The following is a 17,350-nucleotide window of genomic DNA, read 5'->3' on the forward strand; positions in this document are numbered from 1 at the left end:
AGGCGGTGTTACTTAGATCGCGTCGGTATCGGTTTCGCCGGTACGGATGCGGATGGCCTGCTCCAGATTGACCACGAAGATCTTGCCGTCACCGATCTTGCCGGTGTTGGCGGCCTTGGTGATGGCTTCGATGACACGGTCAAGGTCCTTGTCGTCGATCGCGACGTCGATCTTCACCTTGGGCAGGAAATCGACCACGTACTCGGCACCGCGGTACAGCTCGGTATGGCCTTTCTGCCGACCGAAGCCTTTTACTTCGGTCACGGTGATGCCCTGCACGCCGATTTCCGACAGCGACTCGCGCACGTCGTCCAGCTTGAACGGCTTGATGATGGCAGTGACTAGCTTCATGAAACTTCTCCCGATTTGGTGGACTTGCCCCAGGAAAACAAACCCGTCTCAAGTCTAAGCGCAGCGGTTGGCTTTGTAACCCGTCGTCGGAGCCCTCTCGCCAAAGTCGAAGGGGCCGTTGGTTCCAGCCTCGCACTGCCTGGTCACAAGAACTGCATCAGTGCATGGCTCAGAAGGGTCTTTGCAGAAACCTTGCCACTTCGGATAACCCAAGCAAAAACAGTCTATTACGCTCAAGCGCAGGCTTTGGCCAATCGCCAGCAGGGAAAAGACGCACAACTTCGGTGCGCCGCGATGCTGCAGGCTGCGCAAAAAATGTGCAGGGCAAACGCCATCCAGGTGCGTGCTACACTGCGCACCTCTCAACGATTCAAGCGGACAGCCCAACATGCTCGCGCCCAAAGCCTTTCTCGACGCCCTGAGCGACCAGGCCTCTCGCCTGTTCAGCGGCGATACCGCACAGCCACGCGCCGAACTGGAGAGCCAGTTCAAGGTCCTCATGCAGGGCGCCTTCAGCAAGCTGGACCTGGTCAGCCGGGATGAATTCGACAGCCAGATGGTGGTCTTGGCGCGCACTCGCGCACGTCTGGAAGCCCTGGAGAAGCAGGTGGCCGAGCTGGAAGCCCGGATCGCCCCGTCCTCTCAGGAATAACAGCCGCCCGCTTTCGCCCAGGCCTGTTCTGCGGTGTTCTCATGAACACCGCTGTCTCTGTAGGCCGTTGGCCTGCTCCCTGCAAAACCCCGACGCACTCTTTCGCAATCGCCCTTCCCCGGGCGCTCTATGCTTGCCCAACCGCAGGAAGCGGTTTTCCCCAAGCGACCACGGAGTGTCCATGTCCCTCGCCCTCGTCCACAGCCGCGCCCAGGTCGGCGTGCTGGCGCCTGCTGTCAGTGTCGAAACCCATCTGGCCAATGGCCTGCCCACCCTGACCCTGGTCGGCCTGCCCGAAGCCACGGTCAAGGAGAGCAAGGACCGGGTGCGCAGCGCCATCGTCAATTCCGGCCTGGACTACCCCGCCCGGCGCATCACCCAGAACCTCGCCCCGGCCGACCTGCCCAAGGACGGCGGGCGTTACGATCTGGCCATCGCCCTGGGCATCCTGGCCGCCAACGGCCAGGTGCCGGTGGCGCCCCTGAGCGAGATCGAGTGCATCGGCGAGCTGGCGCTGTCGGGTGGATTACGGCCGGTGCAAGGCGTGCTGCCTGCAGCGCTGGCCGCTCGAGAGGCCGGGCGAGCCCTGGTGGTACCACGAGAGAACGCCGAGGAAGCGAGCCTGGCGAGTGGCTTGGTGGTCTACGCGGTGGGCCATCTGCTAGAGCTAGTGGCTCACCTCAATGGCCAGTCTCCCCTGCCGCCCTATGCAGCCAACGGCCTGCTGCTGCGGGAACGGCCCTACCCGGACCTCAGCGAGGTCCAGGGCCAGACCGCCGCCAAGCGTGCGCTGCTGGTGGCTGCGGCCGGTGCGCACAATCTGCTTTTCACCGGGCCGCCTGGCACAGGCAAGACCCTGCTCGCCAGCCGCCTGCCCGGGTTGCTCCCGCCGCTGGATGAGCACGAGGCCCTGGAAGTCGCCGCGATCCAGTCGGTCAGCGGCCATAAGCCGCTAGACTGCTGGCCCCAGCGCCCCTTCCGTCATCCTCATCACTCGGCTTCAGGGCCTGCCCTGGTGGGCGGTGGCAGTCGACCTCAACCGGGCGAGATCACCTTGGCGCATCATGGCGTGCTGTTTCTGGACGAACTGCCGGAGTTCGAGCGGCGCGTGCTCGAAGTGCTTCGCGAGCCGCTGGAGTCAGGGGAAATCGTGGTGGCCCGTGCCAAGGATCGAATACGCTTTCCCGCACGCTTCCAACTGGTAGCGGCCATGAACCCCTGCCCTTGCGGTTACCTGGGTGATCCCACCGGGCGCTGCCGGTGCAGCACCGAGCAGATCCAGCGTTATCGCAACAAGCTGTCCGGCCCGCTGCTCGACCGGATCGATCTGCACCTGACCGTGGCCAGGGAAAGCACCGTACTGACCCACCAGCCCTGCGGCGAGTCCAGCGCCAGCGTCGCCCGCCTGGTGGCCGAGGCACGTGAGCTACAGCAGCGGCGCCAGGGCTGCGCCAATGCCTTTCTCGACCTCAACGGCCTGCGTCGCCACTGTGCGCTGGAAGCGGTCGACCAGGCCTGGTTGGAAAATGCCTGCGAGCGCCTGACCTTGTCCCTGCGCGCCGCTCACCGCTTGCTCAAGGTGGCCCGGACACTGGCGGACCTCGAACAGGCACCCGGCATCGGGCGTGCACACCTGGCCGAAGCGCTGCAATATAGGCCGAGTGCCTGAACAGCGGGTAACGCAGGTTCGCGGTAAACCCGCTCTCATAATTGGGCTGCGAGGCGTCTTGCGCCCCTACAAAGGTGCCGATTTCGGAACGATGCTTCCCGATGCGAAGGGATTGTCCCGTTTATTGCCCAAGACGAAAATGCCCGCCTCTACTACCCATTGCCCAATCCTGACGCCGCTCAAGGAGTCCGAGCCATGCCCCACGAAGCCAGCCTGCTGCAAACGGCGGTGATTTTCCTGCTTGCCGCCGTCGTTGCCGTGCCCCTGGCCAAGCGCCTGCAACTGGGGGCGGTCATCGGCTATCTGCTCGCTGGTGTGGCCATCGGGCCCCAGGCGCTGGGGCTGATTCGCGACACCGAGAGCGTCGCGCACATCTCCGAGCTAGGCGTGGTCCTGCTGCTGTTCATCATTGGCCTGGAGCTCTCGCCCCGGCGGCTGTGGCTGATGCGCAAGGCGGTGTTCGGCGTGGGTCTGGCCCAGGTGCTGCTGACCGGCGCGGTCATCGGCGCCATCGCCCTGTTCGGCTTCGGCCAGTCGCTGCCCAGCGCCATGGTGCTGGGCTTGGGCCTGGCCTTGTCGTCCACCGCATTCGGCTTGCAGAGCCTGGCCGAAAGCAAACAGCTCAATGCCCCCCACGGTCGCCTGGCCTTCGCCATCCTGCTGTTCCAGGACATCGCCGCCATCCCCTTGATCGCCCTGGTGCCACTGCTGGCCGCCAGCGGTCCGGACACCAGCCATGGCGACAGCCTGCAGCATGGCCTGCAGGTATTCGCCAGCATCGCCCTCGTCATCGTCGGCGGCCGCTATCTGCTGCGCCCGGTATTCCGCACCGTGGCCCGTACCGGCCTGCCAGAAGTGTCCACGGCGACTGCGTTGCTGGTGGTGATCGGCACCGCCTGGCTCATGGAGCAGGCCGGCATTTCCATGGCGCTGGGCGCCTTCCTCGCCGGTCTGCTGCTGGCGGACTCGGAGTACCGTCACGAGCTGGAGTCGCAGATCGAGCCGTTCAAAGGTCTGTTGCTGGGGTTGTTCTTCATCAGTGTGGGCATGGGCGCCAACCTCGGGTTGCTGCTGGAGATGCCGCTGGTACTGCTCGGCCTGACCCTGCTGCTGGTGGCAGTGAAACTGCCGCTGTTGATGCTGGTCGGGCGCCTGGCCGGCGGCTTGAACACCGCCGGCGCCCTGCGCCTTGGCGTGGTGCTGGCGGCAGGTGGCGAATTCGCCTTCGTGGTGTTCAAGCTGGGCAAGGACCAGGGCCTGTTCGATGCCCGCACCCACGACATGCTGCTGATGACCATCACCCTGTCGATGGCCATCACCCCGCTGTTGCTGCTGGCCTGCGCGCGCCTGCTCAAGCGCCCGCAACCGGCTCGCGAGGTGCCGGAGCACTACAAGAGCATCCAGGCCGATACGCCGCGGGTGGTGATCGTCGGCATGGGCCGCATGGGCCAGATCGTCTCGCGCATCCTGCGCGCGCAGAAAATCCCCTTCATTGCCCTGGACACCTCGGTGGACACCATTGAGATGACCCGCACCTTCGAACAGGCCCCGGTGTTCTACGGCGACCCGCAGCGCCCGGAGGTGTTGCATGCGGCCAAGGTTGGCGAGGCCGAGTACGTCATCATCACCACGGATGATCCGGAGGTGACCACCCGCACCGCCGAGCGGGTCAAGCGCCTGTACCCGCACCTGAAGGTGATCGCCCGGGCGCGCAACCGCCAGCATGTGCACAAGCTGATGGACGTGGGCGCCGAGCCGATCCGCGAGACGTTCTATTCCAGCCTTGAGATGAGCCGCCGCACCTTGGTCGGGCTGGGCTTGTCGGGCGAGCAGGCCGCAGACCGCATCCAACGCTTCACCGAACACGACGAACAAGTGCTCGAAGCCCAAGGCCGCGTGCGCGACGACCGGGCCAAGGTGATGCAGACCGCCCAGGAAGCGCGCAAGGAGCTGGAGCGGCTGTTCGAGTCGGACGCGCCGTAGGGCATAGCCCCAGCGCGAACCGCTATCCCTTCGAAAACGGACTGATCCCGCCATGGGCCGCACAGCGGCCCCTGCTCATTCATGGGCCTTCGCCGCTCAAAACAGACTCGCTACGGTAGACTGCGAAAATTCCCTCGCCTGCGTTTCGAGAATGCCCATGGAAGACCTCAACTCCCTCTACTACTTCACCCAGGTAGTCGAGCACGGCGGTTTCGCGCCGGCCGGCCGGGCCCTGGACATGCCCAAATCCAAGCTCAGCCGCCGCATCGCCGAGCTGGAAGAGCGCCTGGGCGTGCGTTTGCTGCATCGCACCAGCCGGCACTGCTCGCTGACCGAAGTCGGCCAGGCTTATTACCAGCGCTGCCTGGCCATGCGAGTCGAGGCCGAGGGGGCCGCCGAGATCATCGAGCGCAACCGCAGCGAGCCCCGTGGCCTGGTGCGCATCAGTTGCCCCACGACGTTGCTCAATGCCTGGGTGGGGCCGATGCTGACGCGCTACATGGCCAAGTACCCGCAGGTGGAGTTGTTCATCGAGAGCACCAACCGCAGGGTCGACCTGCTTCACGAAGGCTTCGACATCGCCCTGCGGGTGCGCTTCCCGCCGCTGGAGAATACCGACATGGTGATGAAGGTGCTGAGCAACAGTACTCAGTGCCTGGTGGGGCAGCCGTCGTTTCTCGAACAACTGCCGGAAAACTTCGAGCCGCAGATGCTGGGCCAACTGCCCAGCCTGCATTGGGGCAGTTCGCAGCGTGAGTACCAGTGGGAGTTGTTCCAGGACGAGCGCATGGCGCAGAAGTTGGTGATCGCGCATAAGCCCAAGGTGGTCACCGACGACCTGTTCGCCTTGCGTCACTTTGTGGTGGCGGGTGTGGGAATCGCGCATTTGCCACGGGTAGCGGTGCGCGAAGACCTGGCGGCAGGCAGGTTGGTGGAAATGCTGCCAGGTTGGCACCCGCGCTGCGGGATCGTCCATGCGATCTTCCCGTCACGGCGGGGGTTGCTGCCGTCAGTGCGGGCGTTGATCGATCATCTGGCCGAGGAGTTCGCAGTCAGCGATATGGCGTGAGGTTGGCGGGTGACGCTTGCAGCCTCTGGCAGGCGGTCGCCAGCGCCCACAAGAGCACGTTGAATGCTGTGGGGCTGGCGCCAGCCTGGAGAGTTTCAGAAGGCGAAGCAGGAACAGCCCAACGCTCCCCAGAAGCCTTGGAAGTCGTTCACCGGCACCGTCGAATGCCGCGCCTTCTCATGGCTGTGCGCGTGCACACCGCACGGCCCGACACACTGGTGTGCCACCGCCGCCAAGGACGGTGTACCCACCCGCCAATGCCCCGGAACCTTGGTCACCGGCGACCACTCCGGCAGCACCGGCACCTGGGGCGGCCCGAGCTTGTCGAACTCCGCTGCGCCGTAGACCACCTTGCCATCGACAATGGTCAGCACCGACTCGATGCCCTTGATCGCCTCTTCATCGACGCTGAAGAAGTCCAGTGACAGCGCCGCCAGGTCAGCCAACTGCCCCACCTTGATCTGACCCTTCTTGCCCTGCTCGCTGGAGAACCAGGCGCTGCCCTGGGTGAACAGTTGCAGTGCAGTCTCGCGGCTCAGGCCTTGCGGATACAACGCCATGCCACCCACGGTCTTGCCGCTGACCAACCAGTACAGCGAGGTCCACGGGTTGTAGCTGGACACCCGTGTCGCGTCGGTACCGGCGCCCACCGGCACGCCCATGTCGAGCATGCGCTTGATCGGTGGCGTCTGCTCGGCAGCCTTGGCGCCGTAGCGGTCGACGAAGTATTCCCCCTGGAAGGCCATGCGGTCCTGGATGGCGATGCCACCGCCCAGCGCACGCACTCGCTCGATGTTCTGCGGGGTGATGGTCTCGGCATGGTCGAAGAACCATGGCAAACCATTGAACGGGATATCGCGATTGACCTTCTCGAACACGTCGAGCATGCGCGAGATCGATTCGTTGTAGGTGGCGTGCAGGCGGAACGGCCAGCGCTGCTCAACCAGATGGCGCACCACCGGCTCCAGCTCCTGCTCCATGGTCTGCGGTAGATCCGGGCGCGGCTCAAGGAAATCCTCGAAGTCGGCAGCGGAGAACACCAGCATTTCGCCGGCGCCGTTGTGGCGGAAGAAGTCGTTGCCGCCATGCAGCTTGACGCTGGAGGTCCAGTTCTTGAAATCAGCCAGCTCCTCCTTGGGTTTCTGGGTGAACAGGTTGTAGGCAATCCGCACGGTCAACTGGTTATTGTCGGCCAGTTCCTGGATCACTTGGTAATCGTCCGGGTAGTTCTGGTAGCCACCGCCAGCATCGATGGCGCTGGTCAGGCCCAGACGGTTGAGCTCGCGCATGAACTGGCGCGTGGAGTTGACCTGATACTCCAGCGGCAGCTTCGGCCCCTTGGCCAAGGTGGCGTAGAGGATCATCGCGTTGGGGCGCGCAATGAGCATGCCGGTCGGGTTGCCGAACTTGTCACGCTGGATCTCGCCGCCTGGTGGGTTGGGCGTCTCCTTGGTGTAGCCCACGGCGTTGAGGGCGGCACGGTTGAGCAGCGCGCGGTCGTAAAGGTGCAGCAGGAACACCGGCGTGTCCGGCGCGGCCTGGTTGATTTCTTCCAGGGTCGGCATGCGCTTTTCCGCGAACTGGAATTCGTTCCAGCCACCGACCACTCGCACCCACTGGGGCGTGGGGGTGCGTGCGGCCTGGTCCTTGAGCATGCGCAGGGCATCGGCAACCGATGGCACGCCTTCCCAGCGCAGTTCCAGGTTGTAGTTCAGGCCACCGCGGATCAGGTGCAGGTGCGAGTCGTTCAAGCCGGGGATCACCGTGCGCTGCTTGAGGTCGATGATCTGCGTGGTGGTGCCTTTGTGGGCCATGGCCTCGGCGTCGCTGCCCACGGCAATGAAGCGGCCGCCCTTGATGGCGACGGCGGTCGCGGTGGGCTTCTCGCGGTCAACGGTATGCAGTTTGCCGTTGAACAGAATCAGGTCGGCGGACATGGAACCTCCTTGGCTGGTTGCGTAAGCGGAACCGGCTTGGCCGGTGAAAGGCAATGCGGACCAGAGCGCGCCGGCGGCACCGAGGACGGTACTGGTGGCGAGGAACTGGCGACGGGTCTTGTCGTTGCGGTCCTTGGACATGGTCTTCTCCGTCTGGGCGGCAGCGGCCGGGCCGCTGCGGGGCATGCCGATAAGTGCAGTGCGGTGGGTTGTGAAAGGGTAGCCCTGTTCACCATTTGTGCTGCCTGGCGAGCTCTATTCGCGTGGAGGCCCGCTCCCAGGGATCAAAACCTCGAGGTCTGATCCCTATGGCAGCGGGTTCACCCGTGAAGGCCTGCCACGATCACTTCTGAAGAAACGCCAGCAGATCTTCGTTCAGCTGCTGCGCATGGGTCACAGCAAACCCATGCGGTGCCCCGGCGTACACCTTCAGCTCAGCCCCGCGAATCAACGCCGCCGCCTGCTTGCCGGTGGTCTCGAACGGCACGATCTGGTCGTCGTCGCCATGGATGACCAAAGTCGGTACATCGATCTTCGCCATGTCCGGACGGAAGTCGGTCTCGGAGAAGGCTGTCACGCAGTCCAGGGTGCCCTTGATCGAGGCCATCAGGGCGATGTTCAAGGTCTGCGTCTGCACCCCTTGGGAGACCTGCTGCCCATGGTTCAGGCCATAGAACGGTGTGGCGAAATCGGCGATGAACTGCGCACGGTCGGCACGCAGACCGGCACGGATACCTTCGAACACCGACAGGTCGACCCCCTCGGGGTTGTCGTCACGCTTGCCGAACACCGGTGTCACCGCACCCAGCAGCACCAACCCGGCCACCCGCTCGCTGCCGTGACGGGCGATGTAGCGGCTGACATCACCGCCCCCCATCGAAAAGCCGACCAAGGTCACGTCACGCAGATCGAGGTGTTCGATCAACTGGGCGATGTCATCGGCGAAGGTGTCGTAGTCGTAGCCATCCCAGGGCTGGCTCGAACGCCCGAAACCACGGCGGTCGAAGGCAATGGTGCGGTAGCCGCGGCTGGCCAGGTACTCCATCTGTGAATCCCACATGTCGGCGTCCAGTGGCCAGCCGTGGCTGAACAGCACGGGCTTGCCACTGCCCCAGTCCTTGTAATAGATCGAAGTGCCGTCGTGGGTAACGAGAGTGGTCATGTCGGTATCTCCTTGAAAGTGTCGCGCTAAAGGCGTGGTTCAGCCGCGCAGCCAGTCGGCGAAGCGACGGGTTACCCACGGCATGATGTAGAACACCACGGGCAGGATGACGAACAGGTTGACGATCAAGTTGCCGATGATCGCGCCGCCCAACTGCGGAAAGCGCGCGAAAAGCGGCGACAGCAGTTGCGGGATGAGCAAGGTCATGGGGCAGATCACCAGGTAAGTCAGCAGCGCCTGCTTCCAGCGCGGCGGTTGGGGTGCACCGGTGGTGGGCGGTGTGAACCAGAACTCCGGATCGTCATGGACCTGGGTCTGGTCGCCCTCCTCCAGCAGCGGCAACACCTCGTTGATCAGCGCCTGGCGCTCGGGGGAGTCGACCCAGGCCTGCAGCTGGCCGGCCTCGGCGAAGCGCACCACGGTGGTGAACTGACGGCCACCGTCGTCAGGACGGATCACATTCACATCCAGATGACCCGGCTGCTGGCGGGCCACGCTGACGGTGTGCCGCAACCAGGCTTCATAACGCGCCAGCGCCTCGGTGCGCACTTTGTGCTGGATGACCAGCGTCACCACGGTACGGTTGTTCATCGGCCTTCCCCTGGACAAGATGAGGCCAGACGCCGGAATCCGGCGCCTGGTGAAGTGGGTTACTTGCCAGCAGTCAGCGTGCTGTAGCTGGTCATCAGGTTGCGGTAGTCCGGGATGTGGTTGGAGAACAGGGTACCCAGGCCCTCGATGTCGTTGCGCCAGTCGCGGTGCAGCTCACAGGCCACGCCGAACCAGGTCATCAGCTGCGCACCGGCCGCTTCCATCCGGCGCCAGGCGGCGTCGCGGGTCATCTCGTTGAAGGTCCCAGAGGCATCGGTGACCACGAACACTTCGAACTCTTCTTCCAGGGCCGACAGCGCCGGGAAGGCCACGCACACTTCGGTCACGACACCGGCGATGATCAGTTGCTTCTTGCCGGTGGCCTTCACCGCCTTGACGAAGTCTTCGTTGTCCCAGGCGTTGATCTGGCCTGGACGAGCGATGTAGGGGGCGTCCGGGAACTGCGCCTTGAGCTCCGGGACCAGCGGGCCGTTGGGGCCTTGCTCGAAGCTGGTGGTGAGGATGGTCGGCAGGTTGAAGTACTTGGCCAGGTCCGCCAGGGCCAGCACGTTGTTCTTGAAGCGGTCAGGCTCGATGTCCCGTACCAGCGAGAGCAGGCCTGCCTGGTGGTCGACCAGCAGTACGGCAGCGTTGTTCTTGTCCAGGCGGTTGTAGGTGAATTTGCTCATGGTCTGTGTTCCTTCGGTGAGTGAGTTGGGGTGTTGCCTTGACTGCATGGGCACAGATTAAAAACATCACCTTTGAAGCACCAGATAGCGAAAAATGGCTCTAGCGTTCTATTTTTAGAACGCCTATCGAAGCGACGCTCTCTGCGAGCCTTTCGACGTTGGGGCCGTTGTGCGGCCCCGGCTCCATTGCCTGCCCGCCCAACCTGCTCTTTACTACCCACAGCCTTCCTCTGTCGCGAGACTTCCATGCTGGCGTTCATTCAGTCCTCCCCGCTGTTGCTCGGCGCCGCCCTGCTGCTGCTCGACCTGTTGTTATGGCAGTTGATCCCGGTCGAACGCCGGGCCTGCCGTATTGGCGCCCGGCTGGTGATTTTCCTGCTGTTCAGCTGGGTCCTGTTGGCGGCGGGCATGAGCCCGTTGCAACCTGCGCCCTGGGTGGACGACGTGCCCCGCAACCTGATGGCCACCGCGCTGGAGATCGCCTGGTGGCTGTTCTTTGCCCGTACCGTGACGGTGGTGTTCGGCCTGGTGCTGATCGCCCGGGGCGGTCACGGCGGGCGCTTGCTGCAGGACGTACTGGGCGCGTTGATCTTCGTGGCGGCTGTGATCGCAGCGGCGGCCTACGTGATGCAATTGCCGGTCAAGGGTCTGCTGGCAACCTCAGGCGTCATGGCCATCGTCATCGGCCTTGCGTTGCAGAGCACCTTGGCGGACGTGTTCTCAGGCATCGTGCTCAACACCACACGGCCCTACCAGATCGGCGATGCGATCTCCATCGACGGCACCGAGGGCAAGGTCCTGGACATCGACTGGCGGGCCACGCGCCTGCTCACCGGCAATGGCAGCCTGGCGGTGGTGCCCAACTCAGTGGTGGCCAAGGCCAAGCTGCTCAATTTCAGCCGTCCGGCGGACGTGCATGGGGTGTCGATCAGCGTGGTGGTGCCGGCCAAGGTGCGCCCCAAGCGGGTATTCGATGCGCTGGAAAAAGCCCTGCAGGGCACCAGCGCACTACTCACGACACCGCCGAGCAAGGTGACCGTGAAAGCCTCCACGCTGGAGTCGGTGGAGTACGAGGCCAGCGGGTTCGTGGCGACCATGGAGCGCAAGGTCGAGGTGCGCAACCAACTGTTCGACCTGGCCCATCGTCATCTGGAGGCCAACGGGGTGATGTGGAACGTGGACCTCGCCCTGCCCCCACGCAGCCGCCAGCGCGAGCTGCTGGATGACGTGCGGGTGTTCCGCGCCTTGACCAGCGATGAACGCGACGCCCTGAGCCAGCGCATGACCGCGGTGGAATACCTGGCCGACCAGGTGATCCTTGGCGTGGGTGAGCACTCCGACTACGTGCTGGTGATCGGCAGCGGCGTGGTGTCGGCGTCGATTCGCGATGGCGAACGGCTGATCGAAGCCGGGCGCATGGGGCCTGGCGAGGTGCTGGGGATCGAAGGCCTGATCGACGAAGAGGAGTCGTTGGCCGAATTTCGGACCCTGACCGGCTGCCTGCTCTATCGCATCGACAAGGAGCAGGTGCGCAGTTGCCTGGCCCAACGAGGCGAGGTACAGACCGCCCTGACCAAACTGCAGCGTTTCCGTCGTCAGAACCGGGAGTCCCTGCTGATGCAGAAACCGCCCGTGGTGAAGAAAGGCGGCTTCCTCAGCTGGCTGCACAAGTGATTCGTGCAGGCGCTTTTCACGGGTAGCCCCCTCCTACAAGTTCAGCGCTGCCCCTGTAGGAGCGGGTTTACCCGCGAACAAGCCTACGCGGTTAAAGCACCACCCGCAGGCATTGCCCCGCGTGATACAGCGAGAAGCCCGACTCATAGAAGGCCGTGCGCAGCGAAGGCGCGCTGACCGGCTTCATTGGCGAGAACGGGATCGGCAGGCTGTTCGGGTCATCCTTGAGCAGGAACTCGGCGAACGCGCGACCAATCACTGTCCCGGTCGTGTTGCCCCGACCGTTGTAGCCGGTCACCGCCACCAGCCCAGGGGCCGGCTCGAACAGGCGCATCAAGTGATCCGGCGTGAAGTCGATGCAACCGGTCCAGTGCATCTCCCACTCGACCTTGCCCAGCTCCGGGTAGTAATGGCTCTGGATGCGGTCTGCCCAGCTGCGCACGAACCAGGCCGGCTTGTTGTCCACTCGACCGAGGCTGCCGAGCAGCAGACGGCCCTGGTCGTCGCGGCGAATGCTGCTGAGCACGGTGCGGGTGTCCCAGGAGCCCTGGCCATGAGGCAGGACCTTGTCGGCCGCGGCGCCCTGCAGCGGCTTGGAAGCCACCTGGTAGTAGTAGCCACGGAAGAAGTGCTTCTGCAGGTTGCTCCACTCGCCTTCGGTGTAGGCGCCGGTGGAGATCACCACCTTGTCGGCGCGCACCGAGCCACGAGCGGTGTTCACTCGCCAGCCATCGCCGTCGCGCTCCAGGCCTTCGACCGACGACTGCTGGAACACCCGTCCGCCCAGGCGGGCCACGGCGGCAGCCAAGCCCTGGGTGTAGGCCATTGGGTTGATGGTGCCGGCGCGGCGGTCGAGCAGCGCGGCGGAAATCTTGTCGGTACCGCAGTATTCCTGGCAGCGGGCTCCGGTCAGCAGTTCGACATCCGCACCGCGACGGCTCCACTGGGCGTGACGCGCCTCAAGGTCGGCGATGCCGGTGGCGTTGTGCGCCATGTGCAGGGTGCCTTTGTGCTGGGCCTGGCAGTCGATGCCGAGGCGCTCGATCATCGCGAACACTTCAGCAGGCGCTCCGCCGAGCACTTTGTTCAGACGGCTGCCTTGCTCCAGGCCGAGGGTCGCCTCGACATCGTCGGGGCGGATCCAGGTGCCGGCATTGACCAGGCCGACGTTGCGTCCAGAGCCACCATGACCGATCTTCCAGGCCTCCAGCAGGATCACCGACTTGCCTTGTTCGAGCAGGTGGATCGCTGCGGACAGCCCGGTGATGCCGCCGCCGATCACGCAGACATCGGCCTTGTGCTCACCCGCCAGCGCCTGGGCGGCGACGGTCGGCTTGGTGACGAACTCCCACAGACATTCTTGACGCAATTCGGACATGGCCCGGCTCCAGCAGTGTTGTTCTTGTTGGGGCCGCTGCGCGGCCCTTTCGCGGCAGGACCCGCTCCCACAGCTACATCACAGGTCTGCAAAACCCTGTTGTACCTGTGGGAGCGGGTCCACCCGCGAACCGGGGGCAAAGCCCCCGGCCTGCGATCATCAGTCGAACACGATCCCCTGCGCCAGCGGCAGCTCGCGCGAGTAGTTCACGGTGTTGGTCTGACGGCGCATGTAGCCTTTCCAGGCATCGGAACCGGACTCACGGCCACCGCCGGTTTCCTTCTCGCCACCAAACGCGCCGCCGATTTCCGCGCCGCTGGTGCCGATGTTGACGTTGGCGATGCCGCAGTCGCTGCCCGAGGCGCTCTGGAAGCGCTCGGCCTCACGCAGGTCGGTGGTGAAGATGCACGACGACAAGCCTTGCGGTACTTCGTTGTTCAGGCGCAGGGCCTCTTCGAAGTCATCATAGGCCAGCACGTAGAGAATCGGGGCGAAGGTCTCGTGGCGCACCACCTCGCTCTGGCCCGGCATCTCGGCGATGGCCGGAGAGACGTAGTAGGCGTTGGGGTATTCGCTGGCCAGCTGGCGCTCGCCGCCGAACACCTGGCCGCCTTCGTCGCGGGCCTTGGCCAGCGCGCCTTGCATGGCGTCGAAAGATTGCTTGTCGATCAGCGGGCCGACCAGGTTGTCCTTGCGTGGGTCACCGATGCGCACCTTGCCGTAGGCGGCTTTGACGCGGGCAACCACTTCGTCCTTGATGGAGCGGTGCACGATCAGGCGACGCAGGGTGGTGCAGCGCTGGCCCGCAGTACCGACCGCGGCGAACAGGATGCCGCGCACGGCCAGGTCGAGATCGGCGCTCGGGGCCAGGATCATGGCGTTGTTGCCACCCAGCTCGAGGATGCTGCGGCCGAATCGGGCGGCCACACGTGGGCCCACTTCGCGGCCCATGCGGGTGCTGCCGGTGGCGCTGACCAGCGGTACGCGCGGATCATCCACCAGGGCTTCGCCGGCTTCGCGACCGCCGATCACCAACTGGCTCAGGCCTTCGGGTGCATCGCCAAAGGCTTTCAGGGCCTTCTCGAACAGTGCCTGGCAGGCCAGGGCGGTCAGCGGGGTCTTCTCGGAAGGTTTCCATACCACGGCGTTGCCGCAGACCAGCGCCAGCGCGGTGTTCCACGCCCAGACCGCCACGGGGAAGTTGAAGGCGCTAATGACGCCGACCACGCCCAGCGGGTGCCAGGTCTCACGCATGTGGTGACCTGGGCGCTCGGAGGCGATGGTCAGGCCGTACAGCTGACGCGACAGGCCAACGGCGAAGTCGCAGATATCGATCATTTCCTGCACTTCACCCAGGCCTTCCTGAGTGATCTTGCCGGCCTCGATCGACACCAATTCGCCCAGTTCAGCCTTGTGTGCGCGCAGCACTTCGCCGAACAGGCGCACCAGCTCGCCACGGCGCGGGGCCGGCACGCTGCGCCAGGCTTCGAAGGCTTTGTGGGCCTGATCGATGCGGGCCGTGGTCTCGGCTTTGCCGAGCAGTTTCACCGAGGCGATCTGGCTACCGTCGATCGGGGTGTGAACAGGGTAGTCACCCTGGGTGTAAGCCTCGGCGGCAACGCCAAGGCGCTCGAGCAATCCAGCGACCATGTGCTTCTCCTACAGGGGGTGGAGGGTTGAAAACCTGATGTGGATCAGTATTAATCCGATCACACTAGCGCAACAAACGACCTTTATTCCGCATATCATTCCTTCAGGTAATGATCCTCCTGCCGTAGAGACCGCTATGTCCAAACGCCTGGTACCCTCGATGACCGCCCTGCAGTGCTTCGAGGCCGCTGCCCGCCACTTGAGCTTCACCCGCGCGGCCGAAGAGCTGCACCTGACCCAGAGCGCAGTCAGCAAGCAGGTCGCGCAGCTCGAAGAGATGCTCCGTCATCACCTGTTCCTGCGTATCCGCCGACGTTTGCAACTCACACCCGCCGGCTCGCTGTACCTGGCCGAGGTCAACAAGATCCTCACCCAGGTGGACATGTCCAGCCGCTACGTCCTGACCTACGGCGAGCAAACCGAAGTATTGAAGGTAGCCACCCAACCGAGCTTTGGCGTGCGCTGGTTGATTCCGCACCTCAAGGGCTTCGGCAAGCGCTACCCGAACATCCATTTGGACATCCGCAACGAGATGGAGCCCTTCGCCCTGCTTCAGGGCTCGGCGGATGCAGTGTTCTTCTATGGCCAGGGCACCTGGCCAGGCGCTACGTGCGTGGAACTGTTCGGCGAGGAAGTGGTGCCGGTGTGCGCGCCGGAGCTGTTGCAAGGTCGTGAGCTCAAGGATGCCAGCGCGGTGGCGCAACTGGTGCTGCTGCAAAGCACATCGCGTCCGGAGGCCTGGCACGAGTGGTTCCTGGAGCAAGGGCTGCATACCGACAACAGCTACCACGGGCCACGCTTCGACACCTTCTATATGGCGCTGAGCGCGGCGCAAGCCGGTTGCGGTGTGGCGCTGGTGCCCCGCTACCTGGTGGCCAAGGAACTGGCCGAGGGCAGCCTGGTGATGGCCTGGAACCATGCGATGAAGAGCAACGGCGCGCATTACCTGGCGTTCGCCGAACATGCCGCGGAGGTGCCGAAGGTGCGGGCGTTGGTGGAGTGGGTCAAAGACCAGCTGCAAGGCTGATAGGTGGGACCAAAAGGTCGATCCAAAAAGGAATGACACCTGCACTTTTTTTCGCTTGTGGGGAAAGTGCATTCCCAGTTTTCATGTACGGGTACTCACTCACCCTCAGGAAGCTAGCGATGCCCGCCCACGATTTCGTCAGCCCCGACAGCATTCGCGCGCAGTTCTCTGCCGCCATGTCCCTCATGTACAAACAGGAAGTGCCTCTGTACGGCACGCTGCTGGAGCTGGTGAGTGAAATCAACCAGCAGGTCATGACCCAGCAGCCCAAGATCGCCGAAGCCCTGCGCTGGACCGGTGAAATCGAACGCCTCGATCAAGAGCGCCACGGCGCCATCCGCGTCGGCACCGCCGAGGAGCTTGCGACCATCGCCCGCCTGTTCGCAGTCATGGGCATGGAGCCTGTAGGCTACTACGACCTGAGCAGCGCCGGCGTGCCTGTGCACTCCACCGCGTTTCGTGCGGTACACGAGCAGTCCCTGCACATCAGCCCGTTCCGAGTGTTCACCTCGCTGCTGCGCCTGGAGCTGATCGACAACCTGCAGTTGCGCGAACTGGCCCAGGGCATCCTGGCCAAGCGCAAGATCTTCACCCCGCGGGTGCTGGAGCTGATCGCCCAGTGCGAGCGCGACGGCGGCCTGAGCGCCAGCGATGCCGATACGTTCGTGCAGGAAGCGCTGCACACCTTCCGCTGGCACCAGGACGCCACCGTCACGGCCGAGCAGTACCAGCAACTGCACGACCAGCACCGCCTGATCGCCGACGTCGTGGCCTTCAAGGGCCCACACATCAACCACCTGACCCCACGTACCCTGGACATCGACGCCATTCAGGTAGGCATGCCAGCCAAAGGGATTCCGCCCAAGGCCGTGGTCGAAGGCCCGCCCACCCGTCGCCACCCGATCCTGCTGCGCCAGACCAGCTTCAAAGCGCTGCAGGAGAAGGTCGCGTTCAGCGATGCACAAGGCAGCCACACCGCGCGTTTCGGCGAGATCGAACAACGCGGCGCGGCGCTGACCCCCAAGGGTCGCCAGCTCTATGACCGCCTGCTCGACGCCACCCGCGAGGCCCTGGGCGGCGCACCGGCCGAAGCCAACGCCGAGCGCTACATGGCGCTGCTCAAGGCGCAGTTCGCCGAATTCCCGGACGATCTGGCGCAGATGCGCGAACAGGGGCTGGCGTACTTCCGCTACTTTGCCACCGAAAAAGGCTTGGCCGCACGCGACCAGCAAGGTCGCCCGACCACCCTGCAAGGCCTGATCGATGCCGGCCACGTGCATTTCGAGGCGCTGGTGTACGAAGATTTCCTGCCGGTCAGTGCCGCCGGGATCTTCCAGTCCAACCTGGGCGACGATGCCCAGGCCGAGTACGGCAGCAACGCCAACCGCGAGGCATTCGAAACGGCACTGCAGATGAAGGTACAGGATGAACTGGCGCTGTATGCCCAGAGCGAGCAGCGCTCACTCGAGGCCTGTGCCCAGGCGCTGAACCTCAAGTCGCTGTAAGCCATTCGCCAGT

14 protein-coding genes are annotated in these 17,350 nt (G+C 64.4%); 7 read left to right on the forward strand and 7 right to left on the reverse strand.

All coding sequences use genetic code 11. The features are described from left to right. Window positions 1-12: 12 nt before the first annotated feature. Entirely contained in the window at window positions 13-351 is a 339-nt protein-coding gene (gene glnK, locus ABOA88_RS03040; protein ID WP_002555808.1) for a P-II family nitrogen regulator, read from the reverse strand. Between the two features lie 388 nt (window positions 352-739). On the opposite strand from glnK, the gene ABOA88_RS03045 reads away from it, so the two are divergent. From ABOA88_RS03045 to ABOA88_RS03060, 4 genes are all read left to right on the forward strand, one after another. Next, window positions 740-1,003 (forward strand): accessory factor UbiK family protein, encoded by a 264-nt coding sequence (locus ABOA88_RS03045; RefSeq protein WP_196168001.1) that lies wholly within the window; start codon window positions 740-742, stop codon window positions 1,001-1,003. 181 nt (window positions 1,004-1,184) lie between these two features. Beyond that, window positions 1,185-2,672 carry a YifB family Mg chelatase-like AAA ATPase gene (locus tag ABOA88_RS03050; RefSeq protein WP_196168002.1) on the forward strand — a complete coding sequence of 496 codons (1,488 nt, stop codon included), beginning with the start codon at window positions 1,185-1,187 and terminating at the stop codon, window positions 2,670-2,672. A 195-nt stretch (window positions 2,673-2,867) separates the two neighbouring features. Continuing rightward, the gene (locus ABOA88_RS03055) at window positions 2,868-4,655 is read left to right on the forward strand and encodes a monovalent cation:proton antiporter-2 (CPA2) family protein (RefSeq protein ID WP_196168003.1); all 1,788 of its coding nucleotides are present in this window, start codon (window positions 2,868-2,870) and stop codon (window positions 4,653-4,655) included. Window positions 4,656-4,812: 157 nt separating this feature from the next. Further along, window positions 4,813-5,724: a LysR substrate-binding domain-containing protein gene (locus ABOA88_RS03060; protein WP_196168004.1), complete on the forward strand. Its 912-nt coding sequence runs from the start codon at window positions 4,813-4,815 to the stop codon at window positions 5,722-5,724. 95 nt (window positions 5,725-5,819) lie between these two features. Here the strand turns inward: ABOA88_RS03060 and ABOA88_RS03065 are convergent, their stop codons facing one another. From ABOA88_RS03065 to ycaC, 4 genes are all read right to left on the reverse strand, one after another. Further along, a complete protein-coding gene (locus tag ABOA88_RS03065) occupies window positions 5,820-7,802 on the reverse strand; it encodes an amidohydrolase (protein ID WP_367850592.1) in 1,983 nt (660 codons plus the stop codon). Window positions 7,803-8,004: 202 nt separating this feature from the next. Then, window positions 8,005-8,823, reverse strand: a complete 819-nt coding sequence (locus ABOA88_RS03070; protein ID WP_196168005.1) for an alpha/beta fold hydrolase — start codon at window positions 8,821-8,823, stop codon at window positions 8,005-8,007. Window positions 8,824-8,862: 39 nt separating this feature from the next. Further along, window positions 8,863-9,414: an antibiotic biosynthesis monooxygenase gene (locus tag ABOA88_RS03075; protein WP_196168006.1), complete on the reverse strand. Its 552-nt coding sequence runs from the start codon at window positions 9,412-9,414 to the stop codon at window positions 8,863-8,865. Window positions 9,415-9,473: 59 nt separating this feature from the next. After that, the gene (gene ycaC / locus ABOA88_RS03080; protein ID WP_043213448.1) at window positions 9,474-10,103 is read right to left on the reverse strand and encodes an isochorismate family cysteine hydrolase YcaC; all 630 of its coding nucleotides are present in this window, start codon (window positions 10,101-10,103) and stop codon (window positions 9,474-9,476) included. A 246-nt stretch (window positions 10,104-10,349) separates the two neighbouring features. Here ycaC and ABOA88_RS03085 point away from each other — a divergent pair, with 246 nt between their 5' ends. After that, a complete protein-coding gene (locus tag ABOA88_RS03085; RefSeq protein ID WP_367850591.1) occupies window positions 10,350-11,777 on the forward strand; it encodes a mechanosensitive ion channel domain-containing protein in 1,428 nt (475 codons plus the stop codon). Window positions 11,778-11,868: 91 nt separating this feature from the next. Here ABOA88_RS03085 and amaA read toward each other — a convergent pair whose 3' ends face one another. Together amaA and amaB are read right to left on the reverse strand one after the other, a co-directional pair. Further along, a complete protein-coding gene (gene amaA / locus ABOA88_RS03090) occupies window positions 11,869-13,155 on the reverse strand; it encodes an L-pipecolate oxidase (RefSeq protein WP_070572115.1) in 1,287 nt (428 codons plus the stop codon). 159 nt (window positions 13,156-13,314) lie between these two features. Beyond that, window positions 13,315-14,805 (reverse strand): L-piperidine-6-carboxylate dehydrogenase, encoded by a 1,491-nt coding sequence (amaB, locus tag ABOA88_RS03095; RefSeq protein WP_196168008.1) that lies wholly within the window; start codon window positions 14,803-14,805, stop codon window positions 13,315-13,317. A gap of 136 nt (window positions 14,806-14,941) precedes the next feature. On the opposite strand from amaB, the gene ABOA88_RS03100 reads away from it, so the two are divergent. Together ABOA88_RS03100 and hglS are read left to right on the forward strand one after the other, a co-directional pair. Beyond that, window positions 14,942-15,832, forward strand: a complete 891-nt coding sequence (locus tag ABOA88_RS03100; RefSeq protein WP_196168009.1) for a LysR family transcriptional regulator — start codon at window positions 14,942-14,944, stop codon at window positions 15,830-15,832. Between the two features lie 119 nt (window positions 15,833-15,951). After that, window positions 15,952-17,337 (forward strand): 2-oxoadipate dioxygenase/decarboxylase HglS, encoded by a 1,386-nt coding sequence (hglS, locus tag ABOA88_RS03105; RefSeq protein WP_196168010.1) that lies wholly within the window; start codon window positions 15,952-15,954, stop codon window positions 17,335-17,337. Window positions 17,338-17,350: the final 13 nt, after the last annotated feature.

Origin of the sequence: Pseudomonas sp. PKS (genome assembly GCF_051913525.1) — a bacterium.
GTDB lineage: Bacteria > Pseudomonadota > Gammaproteobacteria > Pseudomonadales > Pseudomonadaceae > Aquipseudomonas > Aquipseudomonas guariconensis_D.